Below are 24,799 nucleotides of genomic sequence, written 5' to 3'. Positions count from 1 at the left end.
TCAGAGCCTGCGAAGTCCACTCAGCACCCTCTCCAGCAGTTCAGTGCCCACCGCGTCGTCCGAGTCGTCCAGAATGGTCGGCTCGTGGACCGCGACCAGGCCGTCCGTCGCCATGTCGGCGATGAGCACCCGGGCCACACCGAGCGGGAGTTGCATCCGCGCCGCGATCTCGGCCAGCGACTGCACACGTCCGTCACACAGCGCGGCGATGTACTGGTGCTCCCGGCCCTGACCGCCGTTGCCACCGGCAGCAGCGCGACCGCGCACCGTCGTCTCGACGAGCGCCTCCAAGGCGATGTCGAGCCGGGGACGGGTGCGACCACGGGTCACGGCGTACGGCCGGACCAACGCACCTGTCGGTTCGTCACGATCGACCATCTCGCCACTCACCTCCTTCGCCCCCGGCACCGGCTCTCGCCCGGTGGAACCCGTCGTTGTTGTCGTCGTTCCGTGCCGACCAACTGGTCAGCCCGGTCAGCCCATCATCCCGACAGCCGTACGGGCCTGCGGGGTGAGCGCGTCGCCCACCCGGTCGACCAGCAACGCCATCTCGTAACCGACCTGACCGACGTCACAGCTGCGGGCGGCCAGCACGGCGAACGACGAGCCGTCCGAGATGGACATCAGGAACAGGAAGCCGTTGTCCATCTCGACGACGGTCTGCAACACCGCGCCGCCCTCGAAGCAGCGGGCCGCCCCCTGGGTCAGGCTGACCAGGCCGGACGCGATCGCGGCCAACTGGTCGGCCCGGTCCCGGGGCAGGTCGCGCGACGAAGCGAGGAGCAGGCCGTCGGCGGATACCGCGACCGCGTGCGCGACACCCGGCACCCGGTCGGCGAAGTTGGCCAGCAGCCAACCAAGATCCTGCGTAGTTGTCATCCTTCTTGCTCCTTCTGCCCGCTCCCGCCCGCCGGGCCGAAGCCAGACGGCGAGGATTGCTGCCCGCCCGGAGTCGCGTCCGGGTTGGTGGGGTTGTCCGAGGTGGTCCGGCCGCGTTGCACACCTCGATGGTAGGCCGAGAGCAGACCCCTGACTGCCTCCGGCGTACGTCGCTGCACCGACGCGGCCGGCTTCTCGATCGCCCCTGGCACCAGCTGCGCCATCGGCGTCCGCTTCGGCAGGCCGGTCTGGGTGGTCCCGGCCACCGGTGCCTCGGTCGCGGCCACCGCCGCCCGCCAACCGTCGTCGGCGGCGGTCTGCCAGGAGTTGGGCTGAGGGGCGGGGCGGCGGGCCGGCGGGCCGTCGCCGCGACCGGCGAATCCCCCGTTCGCTGTCGACCCGTTGTCACGCGGCACGCCCCCGGCCGGCGCGGTGTCTGCCATCGGTGCGCTACCTGTCGTCCCTGGTGCGGTGTACTGGGCCGGGTGGATGGCGGTGTCGACGGCGGACTGGGAGGTCCCCGCGCCATTGGTCAACGACTGTCGGGCACCGGCTGACTCCTCCGGACCCGGCTTGCGGGTGCGGAACCAGGCCGACTCCAGCTCCCGGAAGATCGGCAGTTCCATCGTCTCGTCCGCGTACCGCTGCTGGGGGACCTGCTGCGGCGCTGACGGCCGGTTGGCTGCCGGCTGCGCGGCCCGCACCGGCGGCGGCGTCGGCTGGCGGGGTGCCGGCGTCGGCTCGGCGCGCGGCACCCGGGGCAGCTCGGTGGTCATGTCCAGGGCGGCGGAGAGCCGTTCGGGGACCGGCGGGGTGGCCGTGTCCCGGTCGGGATTGGCCACCGGCGGCCAGGCCGGCGGGGCACCGGCACCCGGGGCAGCACCGCCGGAGGTGGGCCGGGACGGCAGCGGGGCACCGGGCGAACCGGACACCGGCGCAGCCGGGCCGGGGTGACCGGCGTACGGGGACGCCGACACCGGGTAGCCGGACATCGGCTGACCGGAAACCGGGTAGCCGGAGACCGGCTGGCCCGACACGGGGTGACCCGACACGGGCTGGCCCGACACCGGGTGACCCGACACGGGCTGGGCGGAGACCGGTGCGACCGGGTACGCCGGCGGTAGCGGCGGTGCCGACACCGGCGGGACCGGCGGAGAGCTGTACGGCCGGGCCTCCGGGCTGCTCGGCAGCTGACGCGGGATGACCGGCTGCTGGGCGGTGTTGTCCGGGTCGTCGGTGCTGCGCCGTTGGGGCAGCGGATCGATCGACTGCCCGTTGGTGGGTCGCGGGGTGAACCCGTCGCTGCCGTTGATCCCGCTGGCACCGGTGAGGTCCGACCAGGCGGGCAGACCGCGCCCGCCGTTGGCCGGGGCGGCGGAGCCGTTGCGCGGAGCCGGGTCGAAGGGCCGGCCGCCGAGGGTGACCTGGTTGCCGGAATCGCCCTGTCGGGGGGCGGGCGGTTGGCCGTTGCCGAGCGCGGGCAGCGCACCGAAGGCCGGCGGGGCACCGGCACCGCCGAAGGCCGGCGACGTGCCGTTGCCGCCGAAGGCCGGCGAGGTGCCGTTGCCACCGAAGGCCGGGGTCGGGGCGGAACCACCGAAGGCCGGCGCGGCACCGCCGAACTGGGGGCCGGGGCCCGGCAGTCCTGGGGTGCCCGGGGCCCGGCCGGTGAGGGCACGCGGCACCAGCACCGAGGTGGGCAGGACGACCTCGGCCACGGTACCCCGGTCGGTGCCGGGCCGCAGCTCGACCTTGACGCCGTGCCGGGAGGCCAACCGGGCCACCACGACCAGGCCCATCATCCGGGAGACGGCCACGTCCACCTGGGGTGGGGTGGCAAGCCGCTCGTTGAGATCGGACAACTGCTCGGCGCTGATGCCGATGCCCCGGTCCTCGACGTAGAGCGACGCGCGGTCACCGACCCGGCGGGCCTCGACCATCACCTGGGAGTCCGGCGGGGAGAACGCCGTAGCGTTGTCGAACAGCTCGGCGACCAGGTGGACCAGGTCGTTGACCGCGTGCGCGGAGACCTCGATGTCGCGGTCGATGACCCCGAACTCGATCCGGGTGTAGTGCTCGACCTCGGACTGGGCGGCACGCAGCACGTCGATGAGGGCGGCCGGCTCGCGCTGCACCCGGGTGGAGTCGGCACCGGCGAGGACCAGCAGGTTCTCGTCGTTACGGCGCATCCGGGTGGCCAGGTGGTCGAGCTGGAACAACTCGGCCAGGCGGTCCGGGTCCTCCTCGCCGCGCTCCAGCCGGTCCAGGTGGCCGATCAGCCGGTCGACCAGGATCTGCGAGCGGCGGGCGAGGTTGACGAACATCGTCGCGACCGAGGAGCGGAGTGCGGCCTGCTCGGCGGCGGTCCGGACGGCCTCCAGGTGGACGGCGTTGAACGCCTCGGTCACCTGGCCGAACTCGTCGCGGCTGCGCACCGGCAGCGGCTCGGCGATCTGGTTGGCCAACTGGGCCGGGGACTGTTGCCCGGTGAACTGCGGGTCCCGCAGCCGGGCCACCGCCTGCGGCAGCCCGAACTGGGCGATCGACAGGGCACCCTGACGCAGCTCGCGCAGGGAACGGGCCATCGAGCGGGCGACCAGGTAGGCGAACAGGATCGCCAGCAGCAGCATGCTGAGCAGCAGGCCGGTCTCCAGGAAGACCTGACGCTGGACGTCGGAGCGCAACTCGTCGGCCTTGGCGACGACGTCGCTGTCGAGGCGTACCTCCACGGACCGGTTGAGCTGGGCGTACGCGACCATGGCCGCGTCCCACTGGTCGGTGCTGAAGGTGAGGCCGTCGAGCTTGTCGCTGTTGAGCGCGCTGACCTGGCCGGCGTAGATGTCCGCCTGACGCCGGTCGGAGCCGGAGATGGTCTGGTCCTGGAACTCGCGCTCGGCGCGACTGGCCACCGCCTGGAAGCTCTGCAGGGCCTGCTGCTCACCGGTGTTGCTGGAGATGTACAGCTCCCGCAGGGCGGGCGTGTACGCCTTCTGGAGCAGCACCTGGTGCACCGCGATCCGGCGGACGGAGGCGTACTCCTTGGCGCGGGCCATCGCGGCGGCGGCGCGCATCTGGTCGCTCAGGTCGTTGTCACCGGCGAGCTGGGTGGCCGAGTCACGGATGGTGATCAGATTGTTGATCAGGCCGGTGTACCGGCTGACCGCCTCACTGAGCCGGAGCTTGCCGTTGTAGACCTGGCTGCGGATGCCGGGCATCTCCGTCAGGTCGCTGTCGATCCGGTCGAGCTGCGCCTCCAGGGTCGCCGGCAGGCCCTCGATCTCGGCGCGCTGTTGCGAGTAGGGCGACTTCGACTGGTCGACCCGTTGGTTGACCCGGTTGTACGCCTCCTGGTATTGCGCGCGAGCCTGCCCCTTCGGCGACCCGAGCAGGAGGACGGCGTTGGTGCGCTCGTCCTGGAGGGTGTTGACGAGGTCACCGGAGTAACCCACCAGGTTGGCCAGGTCGCCGGCCCGGTTGGCGTTGTTGAGCGTCTGCAGGTGGTCCACCAGCCCGCTGGTGCCCACGACGACCGTGGCGATGGTCGGCACGATCATGATCAGCCCGAGCTTGGACCAGATCGGCATGTCGCGGAGCCGGCCGGCCGGCCGACGCAGACGCGACAGGAAGGAGTTCGCCGTCGTTGGCCGTTTGCTCACGTCACCGCCCTCGCGATTACAGCGTCTCCGCGTTGCCACGGGCAACGCCCAGCAGCCGACCCGGCGGGTCGGACCTCCGAGATTCCATCACGCCTCCCCTGAAAGAGAAAGCCCAGGTTGTCGGTCGCCGGAGGTGTGATGAGATGTTGATGCAATTTGATCGCAATCCGTCTTTCCGGAGTTACCCAAAGTAATGGAATATCGCCACCGCGTCGTGCTCCTCGCCGGCCCCTCCGGGTCCGGAAAGTCGTATATAGCGCAACGAACCGGCCTTCCCGTGCTCTGCCTGGACGACTTCTACAAGAACGGTGATGACCCTACGTTGCCGCGACGAAACGGACTGGTCGACTGGGACGCGCCCGAGTCGTGGGACGCGGGAACGGCCGTGGAGACAATTGACCGACTGGCCCAGCAGGGCCGGGCCGAAGTGCCCGTCTATGCGATCGGTGCGGATCGCCGGGTGGCCACCCGGCCATTTGACGTGACCGGATCGCCACTTTTCATCGCCGAAGGGATTTTCGCCGCCGACATCGTCGAGGAGTGCCGCCGACGAGGGCTGCTCGCCGGGGCGTACGCGCTGCGTCGACCGCGCGGGGCGACCTTCGTCCGCCGGCTGGCCCGGGACCTGTCCGAGCAGCGCAAGGCGCCGAAGGTGCTGATCCGGCGCGGGGTGGCGCTGCTGCGCGCCGAACCGGCGGTGCTGCGCCGGCAGACCGGCCTCGGCGCCGAGGCGGCCCACGCGCGGGAGATCCTGCGCCGGGTGGCCGACCTGGTCGCCGGCCACCCGCACCGCTGAGTCAGCCGATCAGCTTCGCGTACGCCGGCTTGATCACCTCGTCGATGATCGCCAACCGCTCGTCGAACGGGATGAAGGCGCTCTTCATCGCGTTGACCGTGAACCACTGGAGTTCCTTCCAGCCGTAGCCGAAGTTCTCCACCAGCAGCGCCATCTCCCGCGACATCGACGTGCCGCTCATCAGCCGGTTGTCGGTGTTCACCGTCACCCGGAACCGCAGCTCGCGCAGCAGCCCGATCGGGTGTTCGGCGATCGACGCCACCGCGCCGGTCTGCACGTTCGACGACGGGCACAGCTCCAGCGGGATCCGCTTGTCCCGCACGTACGCGGCCAGCCGGCCGAGCGTCGGCACCGGACCCGGGGTGATGTCGTCGACGATCCGCACCCCGTGGCCGAGCCGGTCCGCCCCGCACCACTGGATCGCCTGCCAGATCGACGGCAGGCCGAACGCCTCACCGGCGTGGATGGTGAAGTGGAAGTTCTCCCGCTGGAGATACTCGAAGGCGTCCAGGTGGCGGGTGGGCGGGAAACCGGCCTCGGCACCCGCGATGTCGAAGCCCACCACCCCGGCGTCGCGGTGCCGGACGGCCAGCTCGGCGATCTCCTGCGACCTGGCGGCGTGCCGCATCGCGGTGAGCAGGGTGCCGACCCGGATCGGGGTGCCCGCCGCAGCGGCCTCCGCGCTGCCCTCCACGAACCCGGCGACGACCGCCTCGACCACCTCGTCCAGGGTGAGGTTCTGCTCCAGGTGCTGCTCGGGGGCGAACCGGACCTCGGCGTACACCACACCGTCGGCGGCCAGGTCGAGCGCGCACTCACGGGCCACCCGGCGCAGCGCCGCAGCGGTCTGCATGACCGCGACGGTGTGCGCGAACGTCTCCAGGTAGCGCTCCAGCGAACCGGAGTGCGCCGCCTCCGCGAACCACCGGCCGAGCGCCTCCGGATCGGTGCTCGGCAGCTCGTGCCCCACCTCGGCGGCCAGCTCGACGACCGTCGCCGGCCGCAGGCCGCCGTCGAGATGATCGTGCAGCAGCGCCTTCGGGACCTTGACGATGTCCTCGTATCGGATTGCGACCATCCCCCGACCCTAGTCACGCCCCCCAACGGACCGCGATCAGGCTCACGCCGACCCGCCGACCCGCCGACCCGCCGACCCGCCGACCCGCTGACCCGCCGACCCGGGCGCGGGACCCGCGCATCGGGCAGACATGCCGGCGGCCCGGCCGGCCGTGCGCCGTAGGCTGCTGCGGGTGACCGCGCCGCACCCGTTCGAGCAGCCCGTCGACGCGACGCACCCACAGATCGTCGCCCGGCTGCGCTGCCCGGTCTGCACCCAGCCGCTGGCCGCCGCCACCGACACCCGCGCGTTGCGCTGCCCCCGCCGGCACAGCTTCGACCTGGCCCGCCAGGGGTACGTCACCCTGCTCGCCGGCCGGGCCCCGCACGTCGGGGACACCGCCGAGATGGTCGCCGCCCGCGCCGACTTCCTGGCCGCCGGGCACTACGACATGATCTCGTCCACCCTGGCCGAGGCGGCGGCATCCGCCCTGTCAACGCCCACCGGCCCCGCCGAAGCGAGCGAACCGGCCGAAGCCAGCGAACCGGCCGACCCGACCGGACCGGCAGCCGCGAACAGGCTGCCAGCATCGACCCCGGCAACGGGAAATGGGCCGGCCCAGGTCAGCGGACCGGCAGCCCAGGCCGGGCCGGCAGCCGCGAGCGGACCGGCCGAGGCGAGCGGGGAGGTGGACCGGGCGGTAGGCGGGTCGGAGCGGGTGGGCTTCGGGGCGTACCCGCTGGTGGTGGAGGCCGGGGCGGGCACCGGGCGGCACCTCGCGGCGGTGCTGGCGGCGCTGCCCGACGCCGTGGGTCTGGCCCTGGACGTCGCCAAGCCGGCGCTGCGCCGCGCCGCCCGCGCCCACCCCCGGGCCGCCGCCGCGCTCGCCGACACCTGGCAGCGGTTACCGCTGGCCGACCGGTCGGTGGCCGTGCTGCTCGACGTCTTCGCCCCGCGCAACGGCGACGAGTTCCACCGGGTGCTGCACCCCGCCGGGGTGCTGCTGGTGGTCACCCCCACCGACGCCCACCTCGCCGAGCTGGTCGACGTGCTCGGGCTGCTGCGGGTCGACCCGGCCAAGGCCGACCGGGTCGCCGACAGCCTCGCCGGGCGGTTCACCCCGGAGCACACCGCCGTGCACACCGCCCGGCTCACCCTCGACCGGGCCGAGGTGGCCACCCTGGTCGGGATGGGGCCGAGCGCCTGGCACACCGACCCGGCGCGGCTCGCCGCCGCGATCGACGCGCTGCCCACCCCGGTCACGGTGACCGCGTCGGTACGCCTGACCACCTGGCGTCCCCGCTGACCACGGTGTCACCAGGGGAACCGCCCCCGTCGACCACGACGTGCCCGGGGACCCGCCGGCCCACTGGCCCACGAGGGGCCTGGCGGGCCACCGGCTCAGGTGGACAGGTCGACCTCTTCCCAGCCCGGCGGCTCGTCGTGGTACGGGCCGCGCAGCATCACCGCCCACTCCAACGCCCACCGGCGCTGGCCGATCGCGTTCGCGTCCACCAGGCCGGGCAGCCGGTGCCCCGACTTCTCCACCTCCAGGTACGCCCAGTCCAGGCAGTAGTGCAGGTCGAGCAGGGCGGCGGCGTCCGCCGGGTGCTGCGGGGCGGCCAGGATGCGGGCCCGCCACTGGCCGAAGGTCTCCCCCCCGGCCAGGTACGGCATCCGCTCCACCAGCCGTTCGTCCACCGGGATGGTCGGGTCGAGCTGCTTGCTCAGGCCCAGCACCCAGGACAGCGAGAAGAGCGCGTCGTGGTGCAGGACGAACGAGCGGTGGTCGCCCTTGCCGCCCACCACGAACTGCCACTCGGGCGGGGTGACCATGTCGACCAGGTGGGAGTCGAGCAACCAGCTCATCGCCGTCTGCGCCGGCATCCCGAAGCAGCGGGCCAGGATCAGGTGCAGCACCGCGATGCGGGCCTCGATCTCCACGGTGGGACGCAGTTCGATCTCGTCGCCCGGCTCCCAGACCAGGGGAAACTGGGTCGGTGGCAGGGGCAGGCGCAGCCGGGACAACTCGTCGAGGCTCGCCTCGCGGACCTCGCGGGGATCGGGCGCGGCTACCAGCACGATCGGATTCCCTGTCTGCTCACGCGGCGTCACCGCCGTTCGGTCCCCCTGACCAGGGAGGATAGCGTTCCGTTGCGACCGGCACCATGCCGGCCGACCCCTGTCGGTCGACCGGCCGCCAGGGGTGACGACCTGTCAGCCGATCCGCTCGATGACCAGCGGCGACGTCGTCGGCGCGACGGTCGACACCCGCACCGCGCGGGCGGCCTCCGCAGCCGCCGCCGGCAGTCGGGTCGCATCGTCGGCGCGCAGCTCGTACAGCGGTTCGCCGACCCGCACCGGGTCGCCGGGCCGCTTGTGCAGCACCACCCCGGCGGCGGCACTGACCGGGTCCTCCTTGCGGGCCCGGCCGGCGCCGAGCCGCCACGCGGCCACCCCGATGGCGTACGCGTCGACCGACTCGACGTAGCCGTCGGTGTCGGCCCGGACCACCTCGGTCTCGTGGGCCGTCGGCAGCGGGGCGTCGGGGTCCCCACCCTGGGCGCGGATCATCGCCCGCCAGGCGTCCATCGCCCGCCCGTCGCGCAGCGCGGCGGCCGGGTCGGCGTCGGGCAGACCGGCCGCGTCGAGCATCTCCCGGGCCAACGCCAGGGTCAGCTCCACCACGTCGGCCGGGCCACCACCGGCGAGCACCTGCACCGACTCGGTCACCTCGATCGCGTTGCCGACGGTCAGACCGAGCGGGGTGGACATGTCGGTGAGCAGGGCGACCGTGCGCACCCCGTGGGCGTCCCCGAGCGCCACCATGGTCCGGGCCAGCTCGCGGGCGTCGGCCACGTTCTTCATGAACGCGCCGGAGCCGACCTTGACGTCGAGGACCAGCGCCCCGGTGCCCTCGGCGATCTTCTTGCTCATGATCGAGCTGGCGATCAGCGGGATCGCCTCCACGGTGCCGGTGACGTCGCGCAACGCGTACAGCTTGCGGTCGGCCGGGGCGAGTGCGGCGCCGGCCGCGCAGATCACCGCGCCGACGTCGCGGAGCTGGGCGATGAACTCGTCGTTGCTCAGCGCCGCCCGCCAGCCGGGGATCGACTCCAGCTTGTCCAGCGTGCCGCCGGTGTGCCCGAGCCCCCGGCCGGAGAGCTGCGGCACCGCACCGCCGCAGGCCGCGACGAGTGGGGTGAGCGGCAGGGTGATCTTGTCGCCGACGCCGCCGGTGGAGTGCTTGTCGACCGTCGGCCGGGCCACCGCCGACAGGTCCAGCCGCTCCCCGCTGGCGATCATCGCGGCGGTCCACCTGGCGATCTCCGCCGCCGTCATGCCGCGCAGCAGGATCGCCATGGCCAGCGCCGACATCTGCTCGTCGGCCACCAGCCCCCGGGTGTACGCGTCGACCACCCAGTCGATCTGACCGTCGCTGAGCACACCCCCGTCCCGTTTGGCCCGGATGACGTCGACCGCGGTAAAAGCACTCACCGTTGAGTTCCTTCTGAAGTCGTTGCAGTAACCGGCGTGAGGGCCGGACGGGTCAGGAGGCGGCCCAACGGGCCGGGATCTCCAGCGGCGGCTCACCCTCGCCGGCCCAGAAGATGGTGCCCTCCGCGTCCACCACCACGACCCTCGGCGTCCGGGCCAGTCCCCAGTTGATCGCCTCCGCCGGGTCGCCCCAGCTCGGCCCCTCCTCCAGCACCCCGGGCCCCGCCTCGTCGGTGTCCCCCGCCGACCGCTCCCAGTACGCCGTCCAGATCTGCTGCCCGGCGGAGAGGTCCGGGTGCACGAAGACGGTGCCCCGGCCCCGCCAGGCGGCCAACCGGTCCGGCACCACCGGCACCGGGGTCCCGCAGACGACCGCCTCGATGTCGGCCACGTCGAAGGCGTGCGGCAGCAGCTCCGCCATCCGCAGCGGGCCCGTCCTCGACTCGACCAGGCACTCCGGGCCGCCGTTCTCCCAGAGCAGTTGCCGGCACCGGCCGCACGGCATCAGCGGCTCACCGTTCGCGTCGACGCAGGACATCGCGACCAGCCGCCCGCCGCCGGTCGCGTGCAGCGCCGACACCACCCCGCACTCGGCGCAGAGGGTCACCCCGTAGCCGGCGTTCTCCACGTTGCAGCCGACCACCACCCGGCCGTCGTCGACCAGGGCCGCCGCGCCGACCGGGAACTTCGAGTACGGCACGTAGGCGTGCCGCATCACCTCGGTGGCGGCGGCCCGCAGACGCTCCCAGTCGATCTCGCTCATCCCCTCATTCTGCCCAGGTCACCCCGCCCGGGTGCGGGAAGGGTGCCGGTCAGCCGCCCGTCGTCCACCGCCGCCCGGCGGGCCGTACCCGGACGGCGTCGTCGGGAACGGTGCGGGCCCGGCAGGGAGGTCCCCGCCGGGCCCGCACCGGGCCGGTCTCTCAGCCCTTGACGTACGGCTTGCCGTCGGCGGCGGGCGCCCGGACCCGACCGACCAGCCCGGCCACCGCCAGGATGGTCGCCAGGTAGGGCAGCATGGCCAGGAACTGGCTGGGGATGCTGCTGCCGATCGCGCCGAGGTAGGTGGCGAGCTGGTCGGCGAAGCCGAAGAACAGCGCGGCGAGCAGCGCCCCCGTCGGGCTCCACCGGCCGAAGATCAACGCGGCCAGGGCGATGAAGCCCTTACCGCCGATCATGTTCTTGGTGAAGCTGTAGAGCGCCAGGGTGTACGACGCGCCACCGATGCCGGCGACCACCCCGGCCAGCAGCACGTTGCGGTAGCGCAGGCCCAGCACCTTGACCCCGAGGGTGTCGGCGGCGGTCGGGTGCTCGCCCACCGACCTGGTCCGCAGACCCCACCGGGTCCGGAACAGCGCGAGGTGGATGACGAGCACCAGCAGCAGGCCGAGATAGAGGAAGATGTTGCCCCGGAACAGCGCCGGGCCGAGCAGCGGGATGTCCTTCAGCAGCGGGATCTCCCAGTTGCCGAAGCGCGGCGCACTGTTGTACTTGTCGGCGTTGGTCTGCATCAGCCGCTCGTAGAGGAAGCCGGTGACGCCGACCGCCAGCAGGTTGAGCACCACCCCCATGACGACCTGGTCGACCAGGTAGCGGATGGCGAAGACGGCCAGCAGCAGCGAGATGAACGCACCGCCGATCGCCGCCGCCACCAGACCCACCCAGACGCTGCCGCTGAGGCTGCCGAACAGCGCGCCGCTGAACGCGCCCATCAGCAACTGCCCCTCGATGGCGACGTTGACCACGCCCGACCGCTCGCAGAGCACCCCGGCGAGCGCACCGAAGACCAGCGGCAGGGCCAGGATGAAGGTGCCCCGCACGATGTTGACCATCGGCATGAAGTTGCGGCCCTCGGGGGCGGCGGAGACCTGCCAGCACAGGAAGCTCAGCACGAAGCCGACCAGCCCCACGCCGAGGACCACTGTGAACCAGCGCTTCGGGACCCCGGCCAGCAGCGCGCCGCCGGCTGCGGCGGCGACGACCCCGAACAGGATCGCGCCGAGGGTGCCCTGGATCTCCAGCGCCGCGCCGCCCTCGGTCTCGCTGAGGGTGAACCGGGCCTGCTGGCCGGTGGCTAGCGCCCCGAACAGCACGGCGGCGAGCACGCCCAACGCCAGCAGGACCAGGCCGACCTTACGGGGGCGGGTCCAGAAACCCTCGTCGACCGCGGCCACGGCGACGTCGGGAACAGCGGTGGTGGACATGCCTCACCAGCCCTTCGCGAGGCTCGTCTGCAACCGGGCGGCACGGGCGGCCCGGAGCTGGAAGATCGCCTTCACCAGGGCCGGCGCGGCGATGAAGATGACGATCAGCGCCTGGAGCACGGTGACCAGCTCCAGCGAGATCCCGGAGTACGACTGCATCCGGTTGCCACCGGCCTGGAGCGCGCCGAACAGCAGCGCCGCCAGCAGCACCCCCCACGGCTTCACCCGGCCGAGCAGCGCCACCAGGATGCCGTCGAAGCCGATCTGCGCGATCACCAGCGGGGTGAGCGCGTTCGCGGTGGAGCCCAGCACCATCTGGCTGCCGCCGAGGCCGGCGAGCATCCCGGCGATCACCATCACCAGCACGTACGTCTTGGTGACGCTGATGCCGGCGGTCCGCGCCGCATCCGGGTTGGCCCCGACGGCCCGCAGCTCGAAGCCGAGCGTCGACCGGTTGAGCAGCCAGGCGATGGCCCAGGTGGCCAGCACCGCGAGCAGAATCCCGGCGTGCACCCGCAGGTTGTCGCCGAGCAGCCGGGGCAGCGCGGCGGAGGAGTCGACCGGGCGGCTGATCGCGTCCGCCCGGTCCGGGTTCTGCACACCGTTCTGCACAATGATCCAGGACAGGAAGTAGACCGCGACGTAGTTGAGCATGATCGTGTTGATCACCTCGTGCGCACCGGTCCGGGCCTTGAGGATGCCGGGGACGAAACCCCAGACCGCGCCGCCGACCGCACCGGCGATCAACGCGACGACCAGGTGCACCACCGGCGGCAGCGGCAACGCGAACCCGGCCACGGCGGCCAGGATCACGCCCATCGTCGCCTGGCCCTGCGCGCCGATGTTGAACAGCCCGCCCCGGAAGGCGAGCGCGACCGACAGGCCGGTGAACACCAGTGGCGCGGTGTAGGTGAGGGTCTCCGAGATCGGGCTCATCGCGGCGGTGAAGCCGGACGCCTCCGGGTCGAAGACCGCCCCCTTGAACAGGTTGGCGTACGCCTCGCTGACCACCGTCCAGCTGGCGTCGAGCGCGTCGGCCGGGCGGGCCGTGATGTAGCCGTAGGTGGCCAGCACCTCCGGGTCCGACACGATGATCAGGACCGCGCCGACCAGCATCGCCAGCACCAGAGCGAGGACGGTGACGGTCACCGTGTTGGCGGCCCAGAGGTTGTCCAGGAAGAGCCGGCCCAGCGTGGGCCGGGGCCCCGGCGCGGGCTGCTTCGGTGCGGTCATCGTGGCGCCCCGGTCGGCCTTGCCGGTCGCGGTCAGCTCCGCCTCGGTCGCCGGTTCCTTGTCCGGGGAGCCGGACACCGGGTTGGGGTCGCTCATGCCGTCACCTCGCTGCACGCGGTGCCGGCGGGAGGCACCGGGGCGCGGTGTCGATGATTCACTCGCTGCCGCTCGCTCATGCCTCGTCCTCGTTGCCAGGGCTCTCGGGGGTCGGTGCCGCGTCGCCGGTCGTACCGTCGGCCACCCCGGTCGGGTCGCCCGCCGGGGCCGACCCGGCGGCGTCGGGGGTGATGCCGGCCATCAGCAGGCCGATCTCCTCGCGCGGGGTGTCCGGGCCGACGATGCCGATGATCCGGCCCCGGTACATCACCGCGATCCGGTCGGCGAGGCCGATCACCTCGTCCAACTCGCTGGAGACGACCATGACGGCGGTGCCGACGTCGCGCTCGCGGATGACCCGGCTGTGGATGAACTCGATCGAGCCGACGTCCACGCCCCGGGTGGGCTGGGCGGCGATGAAGAGCTTCAGCGGCCGGGACAGCTCCCGGGCCACGATCACCTTCTGCTGGTTGCCGCCGGAGAGGGTGCCCACCGCCGCGTCCGCCGACGGGGTACGCACGTCGAACTGTTCGATCCGCTCCCGCGCCGACGAGGCGATCGCGTCCGGCCGCAGCGCCAGCCCCTTGCCGAACGGCGGCCGGTCGTAGATGTCGAGGACCAGGTTCTCCGCGACGCTGAACTCCTTGACCAGGCCGTCGACACTGCGGTCCTCGGGGACGTAGCCGACCCCGGCGCGGAGCACCTTCTTGGTGGACCAGCCGTGGATCGGCTCGCCGTCGAGGGTCACCGTGCCGGCGAGCGTCGGGCGCAGCCCCATGATCGCCTCGATCAGCTCGGTCTGCCCGTTGCCCTGCACGCCGGCCACGCCGAGCACCTCACCGGCGCGAACGGTCAGGTCGATGCCGTCCACCGCGCGGATCTGCCGGTCGTCGTCGACGACCAGGCCGGCGACCTCCAGCATCGGCCGCCCCGGGGTGGCGGGCTGCTTGTCGACGGTGAGCCGGACGTTGCGGCCGACCATCAGCGCGGCCAACTCGTCCCGGCTCGCCTCGGGGGAGGCGGTGCCGACGGTCCGGCCCCGCCGGATCACGGTGATCCGGTCGGCGATGGCCTTGACCTCGCCGAGCTTGTGGGTGATGAAGACGATCGACTTGCCGGCCGCCTTGAGCGACCGCATGACCGTGAGCAGCTCCTCGGTCTCCTGCGGGGTGAGCACGGCGGTCGGCTCGTCCAGGATCAGCAGGTCGACGTCGCGGGTGAGCGCCTTGACGATCTCGACCCGCTGCTGGATGCCGACCGGCAGGTCCTCGATCACCGCGTCCGGGTCGACCCGCAGGTTGTACCGGGCGGAGACCTCGGCCACCTCGCGGCGGGCCCGCCGCCGGTCGAGGAAGCCGACGACGCCGCCCCGGACCTGCTCCGCGCCGAGCATGATGTTCTCGGTCACGGTGAAGACCGGCACCAGCATGAAGTGCTGGTGCACCATGCCGATCCCGGCCCGGATCGCGTCCGAGGGGCCCTTGAGCCGCAGCGGCTGGCCGTCGACCAGGATCTCGCCCTCGTCGGGCTGGTAGAGCCCGTAGAGCACGTTCATCAGGGTCGACTTGCCGGCGCCGTTCTCGCCGAGCAGGGCGTGGATCTCTCCAGGCTCCACCGTCAGGTCGATGTGATCGTTGGCGACCAGATCACCGAACCGCTTGGTGATGCCGCGCAGTTCGAGTCTCAGCGCAACCTCCTGGAGTGCGAGCGATGGTGCAGCCTAGCTGCCGGTCGACCGGCCACCGGGGTGCCGGCCGGCCGGTGCGCGGACCGGCCGCCCCGACGCCCGTGGATTCCCCACGTACGCCGGGACGGCCGGTCGTCATGCCTGGTGCCCGCCGGCCTCCGCTGCCGATGATCCCATCGCGGCGGCCGACGCGGCGGTCACTTGGTCGGCTGGGCCTTCGAGGTGACCGTGATGGTGCCGGCGGCGATGTCCGCCTTCAGCTTCTCGACCTCGGCCTTGAGGTCCGCCGGGACCTTGCTGTCGAAGTCGTGGTACGGGGCGATCGAGACACCGTTGTTGGCGAGGTTGCCGACGAAGCCCGGGGTGGCGGCGAGCTTCTCGCCACCGGCGGCCTTGAGCACGGCGTCCTTGACGGCGTCCGGGATGTTCTTGACCACGGTGGTCAGCAGCGCCGCGCAGTCCGGGGTGCTCTCGCAGCCGTCGACGTCGACCCAGACGACCGAGTACTTGCCACCCGAGGCCTTCGCCGCGGAGGTGGTGCCGAGGCCCGCGCCGCCGGCGACCGGCATGACGATGTCCGCGCCCTGGGCGACCAGCGCGTCGGAGACCTTCTTGCCCTCGTCCTGCTTGGCGAAGTCGTTGGTGAAGGAACCCTTCTGGGTCGCCTTGTCCCAGCCGAGCACCTGGACGTTCTTGCTCTTGGTCTTGTTGTAGTGCGCCACGCCGTCGGCGAAACCGTCCATGAAGATGGTCACCGGCGGGATCGGCAGGCCACCGTAGGTGCCGACCTTGCCGCTCTTGGTCATCCCGGCGGCCAGGTAACCGGCCTGGAAGGCGGCCTGGGCGGTGTCGAACTGCATCGGGTAGACGTTGGCCGTGGCCGGGTTCGCGTCCACGATGCCGAACTGCTGGTTCGGGTTCGCGGCGGCGATCTTCTTGGTGGCGTCCTGCATCAGGCCACCGACGGCCAGGATGAAGTCGCACTTCTGGTTGACGTACCCGGTCAGGTTGACCTCGTAGTCCGCCTCGGCCTTGGACGCGACGTACTTGATGTCGATCTTGTCGTTGGCCTTCTTGGCCTCCTCCAGGCCCTTCCAGGCGGAGGTGTTGAACGACTTGTCGTCGATGCCGCCGACGTCGGTCACCATGCAGGCGCTGTACTTCTTGTCGCCGCTGCCACCGGCGTTGTTGTCGTCGTCCGGCGCCTCACCACACGCGGCGGCACCCAGCACGAGCCCACCCGCCGCGATGGCAGAGGCGATCCGCATCCCACGCACAGAGCGCAAGACGTCTCCTTCCATTGCTCACCGCCTCGTGCGGTGGCAGCCCTTGAACCGGCGAGCGTTGTGCCGCCGGCATCCCACGTTACGGACGGGAGCGTAGCCCGCCGTCCACCCACCGGCCGCCAATCGTGCACGACTGTTGAACGCTCGTTATCCCGGCGTAACCCGGGCGTGGGGCACATCACTCAGCGTGCCAGTGCCGACCGGCCCGGTGTCGCGAACGCCCGTTTCCCGGCGGCCCCGCCGACCGTCGCCGGCTACCGCCAGAACACCGCCACGGCGGCCGTGACCAGGGTCAACCCGACGATCGCCAGGAAGTGACCACGGGCCACCTGCTCCCGCTTCCGGGAGAAGAAGACCATGACGAAGATGAGCAGGGCCAGCACCAACTTGGTAACAAGCTTCGCGGGGGCCGGCTCGTCGCCGTCACGTAGCGGCGCGGACAGGCCCACGCCGGTCAGCAACTGGATCACCGAGCCCCAGAGCATGGCCGCGTTGATCCGCAGCCGGCCGCTGACGTACTGGGCGACCGCACCGCCGAGGAGCAGCGCGAAGCCGATCAGATGGACGTAGAGAAGGATCAGTCGGAGAGCTTCCACGCGAGCCATCCTCCCCCATCAACGACACTTTGTAGTAGGTGCCCCGCCGGCTGAGCTCAATCCGTGATCTCCCCCGGCCACGGCAGGCCGCCCGCCCACGCTCCGCAGCTCAAGATCGTGCTCGAACCATGGTGTAGTGGCCTGCTCGCACGGAAGCCACTACAACCAGGTTCGAGCACGATCTTCCAGGAGACCCCCACGGAAAGGGCAAGACGGGCGCGGGTGGGGCGGGAGCGGGGGTGGGCGGGGGTGGGCGGGGTGGTGTGGAGGTGCGGGGCGCGGGGTGGTGCGGGGGCGCGGGCGGTGCGGGGGTGGGCGTGCGGGGTGGGGGTGCGGGGGTGCGGGGCGGGTGGGGTGGGGGTCAGAGGTGCCAGAGTTGGAAGGTGGGGCCGTCGCCGGGAAGGGTGGTGCTGCCGTCGGCGGACGGGTGCAGGGCCGGGGCGCCCCCGTAGACGTTCTCACCGGCCGGACGGGATGCGGCGCTGCCCCCGTACGGCAGGCCGGTCAGCCGCACCGGTGGGCCGGCGGCCCGGCGGGCCAGTACCAGCACCGTGCCGGCCGTCGCCTCGCGTAGGAAGACCAGTGTGTCGGCGTCCGCATGCACCCAGCGCAGTCCGCCGTGCCGCAGCGCCGGGGTGTCCCGCCGCAGCGCCAGCAACGCCCGGTACGCGGCGAACGTCCCGGCGTCCCAGCTCTGCGGCCGGTGCCACGGCATCGGGGTACGCGAGCCCTCGCCGTTGCCGCCGGTCAGGCCCAGCTCGTCACCGGCGAAGACCACCGGGGTACCGGGCATGGTGGCGAGCAGCCCGGCGGCCACCTCCTGCCGGGCCGCGTCGCCAACCACCGTGCGGATCCGGGCCGAGTCGTGCGAGCCGAGCAACTGCCACGAATGGGTGTACGACCGCCAGGAGATCAGCGACCGGAAGCTGTCCATGGTGGCGAGCACGGCACGGGCGTCCCGCCGCCGCACCCCGCCCGGCGTCCCGAGGAAGTTCGGCACCGGCTCACCGCCCTGCCCCGACAAGCCCCCCGGCCCCGGCCCCCGCCCGCCCGCAGAACCCGCAGGACCCGGTGCGCCGGCCGGCCGGTGGGCAGGGCCCTCGCGGCGCAGCCAGGACCAGACCGGGTCGGTGAAGCCGACGTAGTTCATCGTGCCGTGCCAGCCGTCGCGGTCCAGGTCACCGGTGTGGTCGTGACCGTGCTCGGCGAGCAGCAGCCCGTCGGGGCGGGTCTGCACGACCACCTCCCGCAGCAACCGCGCCACCTCGTGGGTGTACGCGTCCGCGCCCCGCCGCCCGGTCATGTTGGCCACGTCGACCCGCCACCCGTCCAGCCCGTACGGCGGACGCAGCCAGCGGCGTAGCGGCGAGTCCGGATCGGTGGCGAAGCGGCGGCGCAGTTCGGCGCTGCCCCAGTTGAGCTTGGGCAGCGATCGCACCCCGTTCCACGACTCGTAGCCGGTGGCCGGGTCGAAGTAGTACAGCTCCCGTTCGGGGGCGTCGGCGTCGGCCAGGGCGCGGGTGAACCACTCGTGCGCGTCGCCGGTGTGGTTGCTGGTGATGTCGCCGAGCAGCCGCCAGCCCCGGGCCCGGACGGCGTCGGCCAGCCGGACCAGCGCCGCCTCCCCGCCGAGCAGTGGATCGACGGTGTCGAAGCCGGCGGCGTCGTAGCGGTGGTTGGAGCGGGCCGGGAAGACCGGCGTCAGGTAGACGGTGTTGACGCCGAGCCGGTCCAGGTGGTCGAGCCGTTCGGTGATGCCGTCGAGGTCGCCGCCGTAGAACTGGCGTGGGGTCTGCGGGCCGTACCCGATGACCGGGGTGTCCCAGTCGCAGGGGATCGCCCAGTCCGGCGGGGTGCGGTCGGCGGCGGCGGCGGAGCGGGCGAACCGGTCGGGGAAGATCTGGTAGATCACCGCGTCCCGGGCCCAGGCCGGCGGCGGGGCGTGACTGACCAGCTTGAAGTCGCCGTGGTCGGGCACGTCGTGGTCGACCTGACCGGCGGCGTTGAGCCAGCGGTAGCCGGTCGTTCCGGTCAGCATGAACCGGTAGTTGCTGACCGGGTTGCGGACCTCGACGTCGGCCCGCCACCACACGTCGTGGCCGTCGTGGCGGTCGACGGTGGCCTCGACGAAACGCGGTTCACCGTCGGCGGTGGTGCGGACGTGCACCTGCCGGACGTCGGTGCCGTCGGGTACCCGGACGAAGACCGGCACGGTCTGCCCGAGGGCGGGTTCCTGCTCGGGCACGTACAGCGCCGAGCCGTCGTGGTGCGGCGACAGGGACATGGCGTGGCCTTTCGGTTCAGCCCTTGACGGCCCCGGCGGTGAGGCCGGAGACGATGTAGCGCTGGAGGAGCTGGAAGACCAGCACGGTGGGGATCGCGGTGAGCAGGGTGCCCGCCGCGAAGATCCCGAAGTTGTTGTTCCGCTCCCCCGCCACCAGGCCGAACATGCCGACCGCGAGGGTCTTGGAGCCGGTGTCGGTGAGGAACACGTTGGCGATCATGAATTCGTTGATCGTGCCGATGAACGACAGCAGCGCGGTCACCGCCAGGATCGGCGCCACCAGCGGCAGCATGATCCGGAAGAAGACCTGCGCGTGGCTGGCGCCGTCCATCGTGGCCGACTCGTCCAGCTCGCGGGGCAGGGTGTCGAAGAACCCCTTCATCAGCCAGGTGTTCATGCCCAGCGCGCCGCCCATGTAGAGCAGGAACAGTCCCCACGGGGTGTTGAAGCCGATCGACGGCCACAGGTCGGTGACCCGGGTGAAGATCAGGAAGATCGCCACGATCGCCAGGAACTGCGGGAACATCTGGATCAGCAGCAGGGTCAGCAGCCCGACCCGCCGCCCGGCGAAGCGCATCCGGGAGAACGCGTACGCCGCCAGCGCGGACAGGAAGATCGACGCGAAGCTCGCCCCGCCCGCGATGAGCAGCGAGTTGAGGAACCAGCGGCCGAACTCCGTCCGCTCGAACAGGTCGCCGAAGTTCGACAGCGACGCCCCGGTGGGCAGCAGCTCGGTCGACGAGAGGGTGCCGAGCGGGTTGAGTGCGGCGGAGAGCACGAACAGGATCGGGAAGAGGCTGAACGCCACCGCCAGCACGCCGACCACGTGCCGCCAGCCGACCTGGGTGAACCACCGGCCCGGACGTCGGCCACCGCGTACCGCGGCAGCCGGCCGACCGGCACGCGGGCCGGCGGCATCCGACCGGACGACGGGTGCGGCGGGGGCCGCCGGCCCGGCGGCGTGGGGACGGGTCGTCACGAGTAGACCTCCTCCTGCTGGCGGGTGCGCCGGAAGCTGACCGCCGAGACCGTGGCCACGATCGCGAAGATGAAGATCGACACCGCGGCGGCCAGGCCGAACTCGGCGCCCTGCGCGCCGAAGGCCAGCCGGTAGGTGTACGTGATCAGCAGGTCGGTGGCCCCGTTGGTCGGGTTGTCCGGCGCGAACGGGCCGCCCTCGGTGGTCAACCAGATCGCGTTGATGTTGTTGAAGTTGTAGGCGAACGACGCGATCAGCAGCGGCGAGAGCGCGACCAGCAGCAGCGGCAGGGTGACCGCCCGGAACGACTGCCAGGGCGACGCGCCGTCGACCGAGGTGGCCTCGGTCAGCTCCCTGGGGATCGCCTGGAGCGCGCCCGTGGTCACCAGGAACATGTACGGGTACCCGAGCCAGAGCTGCACCAGCAACACCGCCAGCCGGGCCGACCAGGCCTCGCCGAACCAGTCGACACCGAGCCCGAACAGGTTGTTGACCAGGCCGAAGTCGGTGTTGAACATGTCCCGCCAGACCAGCAGCATCGCGAACGACGGCATCGCGTACGGCAGGATCAGGAACACCCGGTAGAGGTTGGTGCCCCGCATCCGGGGCGAGTGCAGGGCCAGGGCGATCGCCATGCCGAGTCCGAAGGTGAACCCGGTGGAGCCGACCGCGAAGGCGAAGTTCCACAGCAGGGTGCCGAAGAACGGGCCGGAGATGTCCGGGTCGGTGAGCACCCGGGCGAAGTTCTTGAACCCCACCCCGACCTGCCAGCCCTGGGCGAGCCGCTCGCCGTCGGCGGCGACGAAGGCACCGGTGTCCGGGTCGGCCGTCCAGGTCCTGCCGGTCTCGCCGTCGGTGACGCAGTCGCAGCCCCGGTCGTACGCCCGGACGGCCTTGCCCTCGTAGGCGCGGGACAGGCCGTTGGAGCGCACCGCGCCCCCGGAGGTCGGCACCACCAGCGCGGTGATCTCCTCGCTGCGTACGCTGGCCTGGCCGACGTTGAGCACGGTGTAGCCCTTGGCGGCGGTGACCCTGCCGCTGCCGGCGACGGTCACGTCGGCGGCGTCGAGTGGGCGCAGCCCGTCGGCGTCCCCGGCGGAGACCCGGCCGGTCCCCGGGTCGGTGAGCAGGAAGACCAGCGGGCCGGTGGTCGGATCGCCGGTGGTGGCGATGGCGAGGGCGTACTCGGCGGAGCCGGGGACCTGCTTGACCGAGGAGGTCTCGATGGCGACGATCGCGTCGTCCTTGGAGCCCCGGTGGCCGTCGCCGAAGTTCGTGAACGCGGTGCTCGCGGTGTAGAGCACCGGGAAGACCTGGAAGGCGATCAGGAAGATCGTTCCTGGCACCAGGTACTTGGCCGGGATGTGCCGGCGGGTCAGGTAGAGGTAGCCCAGGCCGACGGTGGTGACCGCCAGGACGGCGAGACCGACCCAGAGCCGGGCGGCGACGAGCGGGAAGGCCGCCCAGATCGCGATCCCGGCCACCAGGCCGAGCAGGACCACCTTGACGGCGAGGCCGGTCGCGGTGATCGGCGCGTGCTGGCGCGCGGTACGGGAGGTTTCCGGGGGCCCGGAACGCGCAGGCCCCCGGCCCGGGGCCTGCGGGGCAGGTCCCGGACCGGACAGCGTGCTCATTACTTGATCTGACCCGAGATCGTCTTGCCGGCGGCGGTGACGGTCTTCGCCGGGTCGGCACCGCCGATGACTGCCGCTTCGGCCTTGCCGAACGGGTCCCAGATCGCGGCCATGGCCGGGATCGCCGGCAGCACCTGGCCGCCCTTGCCCGCCTCGGAGAACTTGGCCAGGTCCGGGTCGGCACCCTTGACCTGGTCGAACGCGGCGGTCAACGCCGGCGGGCGCGGCTCGGCCTGGTAGAGCGCCACGGCCAACTCGGGCGTGGTCACGTAGTTGGTGACGAACTCCTGGGCCAGCGCCTTGTTCTTGCCCTTGGCGGCGACGTAGAACGCCTGGACGCCGACGAACGGCTGGGCCTGCTTGCCACCGGCGAAGCCGGGGACCGGGGAGATGTCGTAGGAGATGCCTGCCTTCTTGGCGTCGGCGATCGCCCACGGGCCGGAGACCAGGAAGGCGCACTTCTTACCGGTGAAGGTGGCGATCGAGTTCTCGCCGGTGATGGAGCGCTTGAGCGCGCCGTCGCCCTTCTCACCGAGCTTCGCGATCTTCTGGAAGGCCGCGATCGACTCCGGCTTGCCCACGCCGAGGTCCTTGGGGTCGTAGTCGCCGTTGGCGGCGGTGCCGAAGAGGTACCCGCCGGCCGAGGTGTACAGCGGGTAGATGTGGTAGGCGTCGCCGTTCTGTCCGGACTGGAGGCAGAGGATCTCGCTGGCCTTCTTGTCGGCCTTGAGCTTCTTGCCGGTGGCGACGAGGTCCTCGATCGTCTTGGGCGCCTCGGGGGCCAGCGCGGTGTTGCGGATCAGCGCGACGTTCTCGGTGGCGTAGGGGACGCCGTAGAGCTGACCGTTGAACGTCACCGCCTTGATCGCGGTCTCGTTGAAGCCGGACTTCTGCTCGGCGGCGAGCTGCACCGGGTCGATGGCCCCGTTCTGCACCAGGTTGCCGATCCAGTCGTGCGCGCCGACCACCACGTCCGGGCCGCTGCCCTGCTGGGAGGCGGTGACGAAGTTGGTCTGGAGGTCCTTGGAGACGGCCTGCACCTCGACGGTGACGCCGTTGTCCTGGCCGAACTTCTCGGCGAACGGCTTGAGGGCCGCGGTGCGCTTGTCGTCCGCCCAGATGACGAGCTTGCCGCCCGCCGCCTGGGAGGTGGCCTTGGTGGCCGGTTCGTCGTTGCTGTTGTCGCCGCCGCAGCCCGACGCGGCGAGCGCCAGGCCGAGAACGGTGACCACACCCGCGGTACGGATGCGCATCGGTACTCCTGTCGTCATGGCGAAGCCGACCACCGGGGGGAAGGGCGGCCTCGTCGTGGGAACACTGAAAGTTCTTGCTGACCGGCGCCGGGCAGGCCGCGCCGCTGCTGTCGCGTGTTGCCGGGACGTTAGCAAGAGGTTGCATATTATGGAAGGGCTTGCAGAGACGTACGCAAGAACTTGCCCTTGGGTTAAAGTTCCGCCATGCGCGCTCGACTGTCCGACATCGCCCAACAGGCCGAAGTCAGCGAGGCCACGGTGTCGCGGGTGCTCAACGACCGCCCCGGCGTGGCCCCCGAGACCCGGCAGGCCGTCCTGACCGCCCTCGACGTGCTCGGCTACGAGCGCCCGGCCCGGCTGCGCAAGCGCAGCGCCGGGCTGGTCGGGCTGGTGGTGCCGGAGCTGGAGAATCCGATCTTCCCGGCGTTCGCCCAGGTAATCGAGTCGACGCTGGCGCAGAGCGGGTTCACCCCGGTGCTGTGCACCCAGACCCCGGGCGGGGTCACCGAGGACGAGTACGTGGAGATGCTGCTCGACCGGCAGGTCTCCGGCATCGTCTTCGTCTCCGGCCTGCACGCCGACACGGCCGCCAACCACGACCGGTACCGCGCGCTGATCGCCCGGCCGCTGCCGGTCGTCATGATCAACGGGTACGCCCCCGGCATCGCCGCACCCTTCGTCTCCTGCGACGACCGGGAGGCCACCGAGCTGGCCGTGGCGCACCTGGTCGCGCTCGGGCACCGGCGGATCGGCCTGATCACCGGGCCGGACCGGTTCGTGCCGGTGCAGCGCCGGGTGGCCGGCTTCCGGGCCGCGATGACCCGGCTCGGCTCCACCGGCAGCGAGCTGGACGCGCTCGCCGAGCTGTCGCTGTTCGGCGTCGAGGGCGGCGAGGCCGCCGCCGGGCGACTGATCGAACGCGGGGTCACCGGGATCGTCTGCGGCTCCGACCTGATGGCGTTGGGTGCGGTCCGGGCCGGCCGGCAGCGCGGCCTGTCCGTCCCCGGCGAGCTGTCGGTGGTCGGCTACGACGACTCACCGCTGATGGCCTTCACCGACCCGCCGCTGACCACCATGCGGCAGCCGGTGGCCGCGATGGCGGTGGCGGCGGTCCGGGCCCTGGTCGACGAGATCAACGGGCACGCCGCCCCGCACTCGGAATACCTGTTCCGCCCGGAGCTGGTGGTACGCGGATCGACCGCGGTGGCCGGCCAGGCCGGCCCGGGCCGGCCCCACCCGGCACCCACCGCCCTCGCCGTCCCCGCCTGAGCCACGCCCCAGTTCCACTGCCGCCCCGCCTCCGCCTGAGCTGCGGAGCCCGCATCTGCGCCCAGGCCGCGAGCCACCCGACCTGCCAGCCTGCCCGGCCCACCTGATCCGCCGGCCCACCTGATCCGCCATTCCACCTGATCCGCCAGCCCGCCCGGTCCGGCGGCGAACCGACGCCGGACCGGGCGGATGCGGCGCTCCGTCGCCGGTCCCACCTCCCGGCTGCTGGGACGGGGGCGGGCCGACCCCACCCTGGCCGCGGGTGACGGGCGTCATTTCTTGCGCAAGCCCTGCTTGACTCTTGCAGCATTCGGCCGGCATTCTCTCCACACCCGCGTCCGTCACCCACCACCGCGCGGGTGCCGCCGTCCCGCCACAGAACGGGGAGCTCC

Annotated in this window: 19 protein-coding genes; 3 read left to right on the top strand and 16 right to left on the bottom strand. The window is 72.0% G+C overall.

Features of this window, described 5'->3' with window-relative positions; translation table 11 throughout:
• From AB0K25_RS17875 to AB0K25_RS17865, 3 genes are all read right to left on the bottom strand, one after another.
• Nucleotides 1–378 carry a DUF742 domain-containing protein gene (locus AB0K25_RS17875; RefSeq protein ID WP_088643989.1) on the bottom strand — a complete coding sequence of 126 codons (378 nt, stop codon included), beginning with the start codon at nt 376–378 and terminating at the stop codon, nt 1–3.
• A 96-nt stretch (nt 379–474) separates the two neighbouring features.
• Nucleotides 475–879: a roadblock/LC7 domain-containing protein gene (locus AB0K25_RS17870; RefSeq protein WP_067304724.1), complete on the bottom strand. Its 405-nt coding sequence runs from the start codon at nt 877–879 to the stop codon at nt 475–477.
• A complete protein-coding gene (locus AB0K25_RS17865) occupies nt 876–4,535 on the bottom strand; it encodes a nitrate- and nitrite sensing domain-containing protein (RefSeq protein ID WP_357536195.1) in 3,660 nt (1,219 codons plus the stop codon). Before AB0K25_RS17865 ends, AB0K25_RS17870 begins: the two co-directional genes overlap by 4 nt.
• A gap of 385 nt (nt 4,536–4,920) precedes the next feature.
• On the opposite strand from AB0K25_RS17865, the gene AB0K25_RS17860 reads away from it, so the two are divergent.
• On the top strand, nt 4,921–5,331 hold the full coding sequence (locus AB0K25_RS17860; protein ID WP_255597883.1) for a uridine kinase: 411 nt from the start codon (nt 4,921–4,923) through the stop codon (nt 5,329–5,331).
• 1 nt (nt 5,332) lies between these two features.
• On the opposite strand, the gene AB0K25_RS17855 is transcribed toward AB0K25_RS17860, so the two are convergent.
• Nucleotides 5,333–6,409 (bottom strand): adenosine deaminase, encoded by a 1,077-nt coding sequence (locus AB0K25_RS17855; protein ID WP_208568638.1) that lies wholly within the window; start codon nt 6,407–6,409, stop codon nt 5,333–5,335.
• Nucleotides 6,410–6,644: 235 nt separating this feature from the next.
• Here AB0K25_RS17855 and AB0K25_RS17850 point away from each other — a divergent pair, with 235 nt between their 5' ends.
• Entirely contained in the window at nt 6,645–7,694 is a 1,050-nt protein-coding gene (locus AB0K25_RS17850) for a putative RNA methyltransferase (RefSeq protein ID WP_363821345.1), read from the top strand.
• A 95-nt stretch (nt 7,695–7,789) separates the two neighbouring features.
• Here the strand turns inward: AB0K25_RS17850 and AB0K25_RS17845 are convergent, their stop codons facing one another.
• The 12 genes from AB0K25_RS17845 to AB0K25_RS17790 form a co-directional block, all read right to left on the bottom strand.
• Nucleotides 7,790–8,470 (bottom strand): DUF4272 domain-containing protein, encoded by a 681-nt coding sequence (locus tag AB0K25_RS17845; protein WP_208568640.1) that lies wholly within the window; start codon nt 8,468–8,470, stop codon nt 7,790–7,792.
• A gap of 135 nt (nt 8,471–8,605) precedes the next feature.
• The gene (locus AB0K25_RS17840) at nt 8,606–9,886 is read right to left on the bottom strand and encodes a thymidine phosphorylase (protein ID WP_219466964.1); all 1,281 of its coding nucleotides are present in this window, start codon (nt 9,884–9,886) and stop codon (nt 8,606–8,608) included.
• Between the two features lie 52 nt (nt 9,887–9,938).
• Nucleotides 9,939–10,649 (bottom strand): cytidine deaminase, encoded by a 711-nt coding sequence (locus AB0K25_RS17835; protein ID WP_363821218.1) that lies wholly within the window; start codon nt 10,647–10,649, stop codon nt 9,939–9,941.
• A 160-nt stretch (nt 10,650–10,809) separates the two neighbouring features.
• Nucleotides 10,810–12,090: an ABC transporter permease gene (locus tag AB0K25_RS17830; RefSeq protein ID WP_363821215.1), complete on the bottom strand. Its 1,281-nt coding sequence runs from the start codon at nt 12,088–12,090 to the stop codon at nt 10,810–10,812.
• Between the two features lie 3 nt (nt 12,091–12,093).
• Nucleotides 12,094–13,419 (bottom strand): ABC transporter permease, encoded by a 1,326-nt coding sequence (locus AB0K25_RS17825; protein WP_219466954.1) that lies wholly within the window; start codon nt 13,417–13,419, stop codon nt 12,094–12,096.
• A gap of 76 nt (nt 13,420–13,495) precedes the next feature.
• The gene (locus tag AB0K25_RS17820) at nt 13,496–15,046 is read right to left on the bottom strand and encodes an ABC transporter ATP-binding protein (RefSeq protein ID WP_363821342.1); all 1,551 of its coding nucleotides are present in this window, start codon (nt 15,044–15,046) and stop codon (nt 13,496–13,498) included.
• 257 nt (nt 15,047–15,303) lie between these two features.
• A complete protein-coding gene (locus AB0K25_RS17815; RefSeq protein ID WP_219470653.1) occupies nt 15,304–16,374 on the bottom strand; it encodes a BMP family ABC transporter substrate-binding protein in 1,071 nt (356 codons plus the stop codon).
• 272 nt (nt 16,375–16,646) lie between these two features.
• Nucleotides 16,647–16,988 carry a hypothetical protein gene (locus AB0K25_RS17810; RefSeq protein ID WP_091252785.1) on the bottom strand — a complete coding sequence of 114 codons (342 nt, stop codon included), beginning with the start codon at nt 16,986–16,988 and terminating at the stop codon, nt 16,647–16,649.
• 361 nt (nt 16,989–17,349) lie between these two features.
• Nucleotides 17,350–19,272, bottom strand: coding sequence for a glycoside hydrolase family 13 protein (locus AB0K25_RS17805; protein ID WP_363821211.1), 1,923 nt, complete (start codon nt 19,270–19,272; stop codon nt 17,350–17,352).
• A gap of 16 nt (nt 19,273–19,288) precedes the next feature.
• Nucleotides 19,289–20,098, bottom strand: coding sequence for a sugar ABC transporter permease (locus AB0K25_RS17800; RefSeq protein WP_219470651.1), 810 nt, complete (start codon nt 20,096–20,098; stop codon nt 19,289–19,291).
• Between the two features lie 149 nt (nt 20,099–20,247).
• Nucleotides 20,248–21,885, bottom strand: coding sequence for an ABC transporter permease subunit (locus tag AB0K25_RS17795; RefSeq protein ID WP_363821208.1), 1,638 nt, complete (start codon nt 21,883–21,885; stop codon nt 20,248–20,250).
• On the bottom strand, nt 21,885–23,138 hold the full coding sequence (locus AB0K25_RS17790) for a maltose ABC transporter substrate-binding protein (protein WP_219466940.1): 1,254 nt from the start codon (nt 23,136–23,138) through the stop codon (nt 21,885–21,887). The genes AB0K25_RS17795 and AB0K25_RS17790 overlap by 1 nt, the downstream gene beginning before the upstream one ends.
• Nucleotides 23,139–23,342: 204 nt before the next feature.
• On the opposite strand from AB0K25_RS17790, the gene AB0K25_RS17785 reads away from it, so the two are divergent.
• Nucleotides 23,343–24,407, top strand: coding sequence for a LacI family DNA-binding transcriptional regulator (locus tag AB0K25_RS17785; RefSeq protein ID WP_357536187.1), 1,065 nt, complete (start codon nt 23,343–23,345; stop codon nt 24,405–24,407).
• The last annotated feature ends 392 nt before the right edge of the window (nt 24,408–24,799 follow it).

This window comes from Micromonospora sp. NPDC049257, from assembly GCF_040678915.1.
Taxonomy (GTDB): Bacteria; Actinomycetota; Actinomycetes; order Mycobacteriales; family Micromonosporaceae; genus Micromonospora; species Micromonospora antibiotica.
This window is presented reverse-complemented; position numbering and strand designations above follow the sequence as displayed.

Coding starts and splice junctions, on each gene's coding strand:
- AB0K25_RS17825 (WP_219466954.1), bottom strand. CDS start 13,419: ATGAGCGACCCCAACCCGGTGTCCGGCTCCCCGGACAAGGAACCGGCG.
- AB0K25_RS17795 (WP_363821208.1), bottom strand. CDS start 21,885: ATGAGCACGCTGTCCGGTCCGGGACCTGCCCCGCAGGCCCCGGGCCGG.
- AB0K25_RS17830 (WP_363821215.1), bottom strand. CDS start 12,090: ATGTCCACCACCGCTGTTCCCGACGTCGCCGTGGCCGCGGTCGACGAG.
- AB0K25_RS17870 (WP_067304724.1), bottom strand. CDS start 879: ATGACAACTACGCAGGATCTTGGTTGGCTGCTGGCCAACTTCGCCGAC.
- AB0K25_RS17805 (WP_363821211.1), bottom strand. CDS start 19,272: ATGTCCCTGTCGCCGCACCACGACGGCTCGGCGCTGTACGTGCCCGAG.
- AB0K25_RS17790 (WP_219466940.1), bottom strand. CDS start 23,138: ATGCGCATCCGTACCGCGGGTGTGGTCACCGTTCTCGGCCTGGCGCTC.
- AB0K25_RS17835 (WP_363821218.1), bottom strand. CDS start 10,649: ATGAGCGAGATCGACTGGGAGCGTCTGCGGGCCGCCGCCACCGAGGTG.
- AB0K25_RS17815 (WP_219470653.1), bottom strand. CDS start 16,374: ATGCGGATCGCCTCTGCCATCGCGGCGGGTGGGCTCGTGCTGGGTGCC.
- AB0K25_RS17875 (WP_088643989.1), bottom strand. CDS start 378: ATGGTCGATCGTGACGAACCGACAGGTGCGTTGGTCCGGCCGTACGCC.
- AB0K25_RS17785 (WP_357536187.1), top strand. CDS start 23,343: ATGCGCGCTCGACTGTCCGACATCGCCCAACAGGCCGAAGTCAGCGAG.
- AB0K25_RS17855 (WP_208568638.1), bottom strand. CDS start 6,409: ATGGTCGCAATCCGATACGAGGACATCGTCAAGGTCCCGAAGGCGCTG.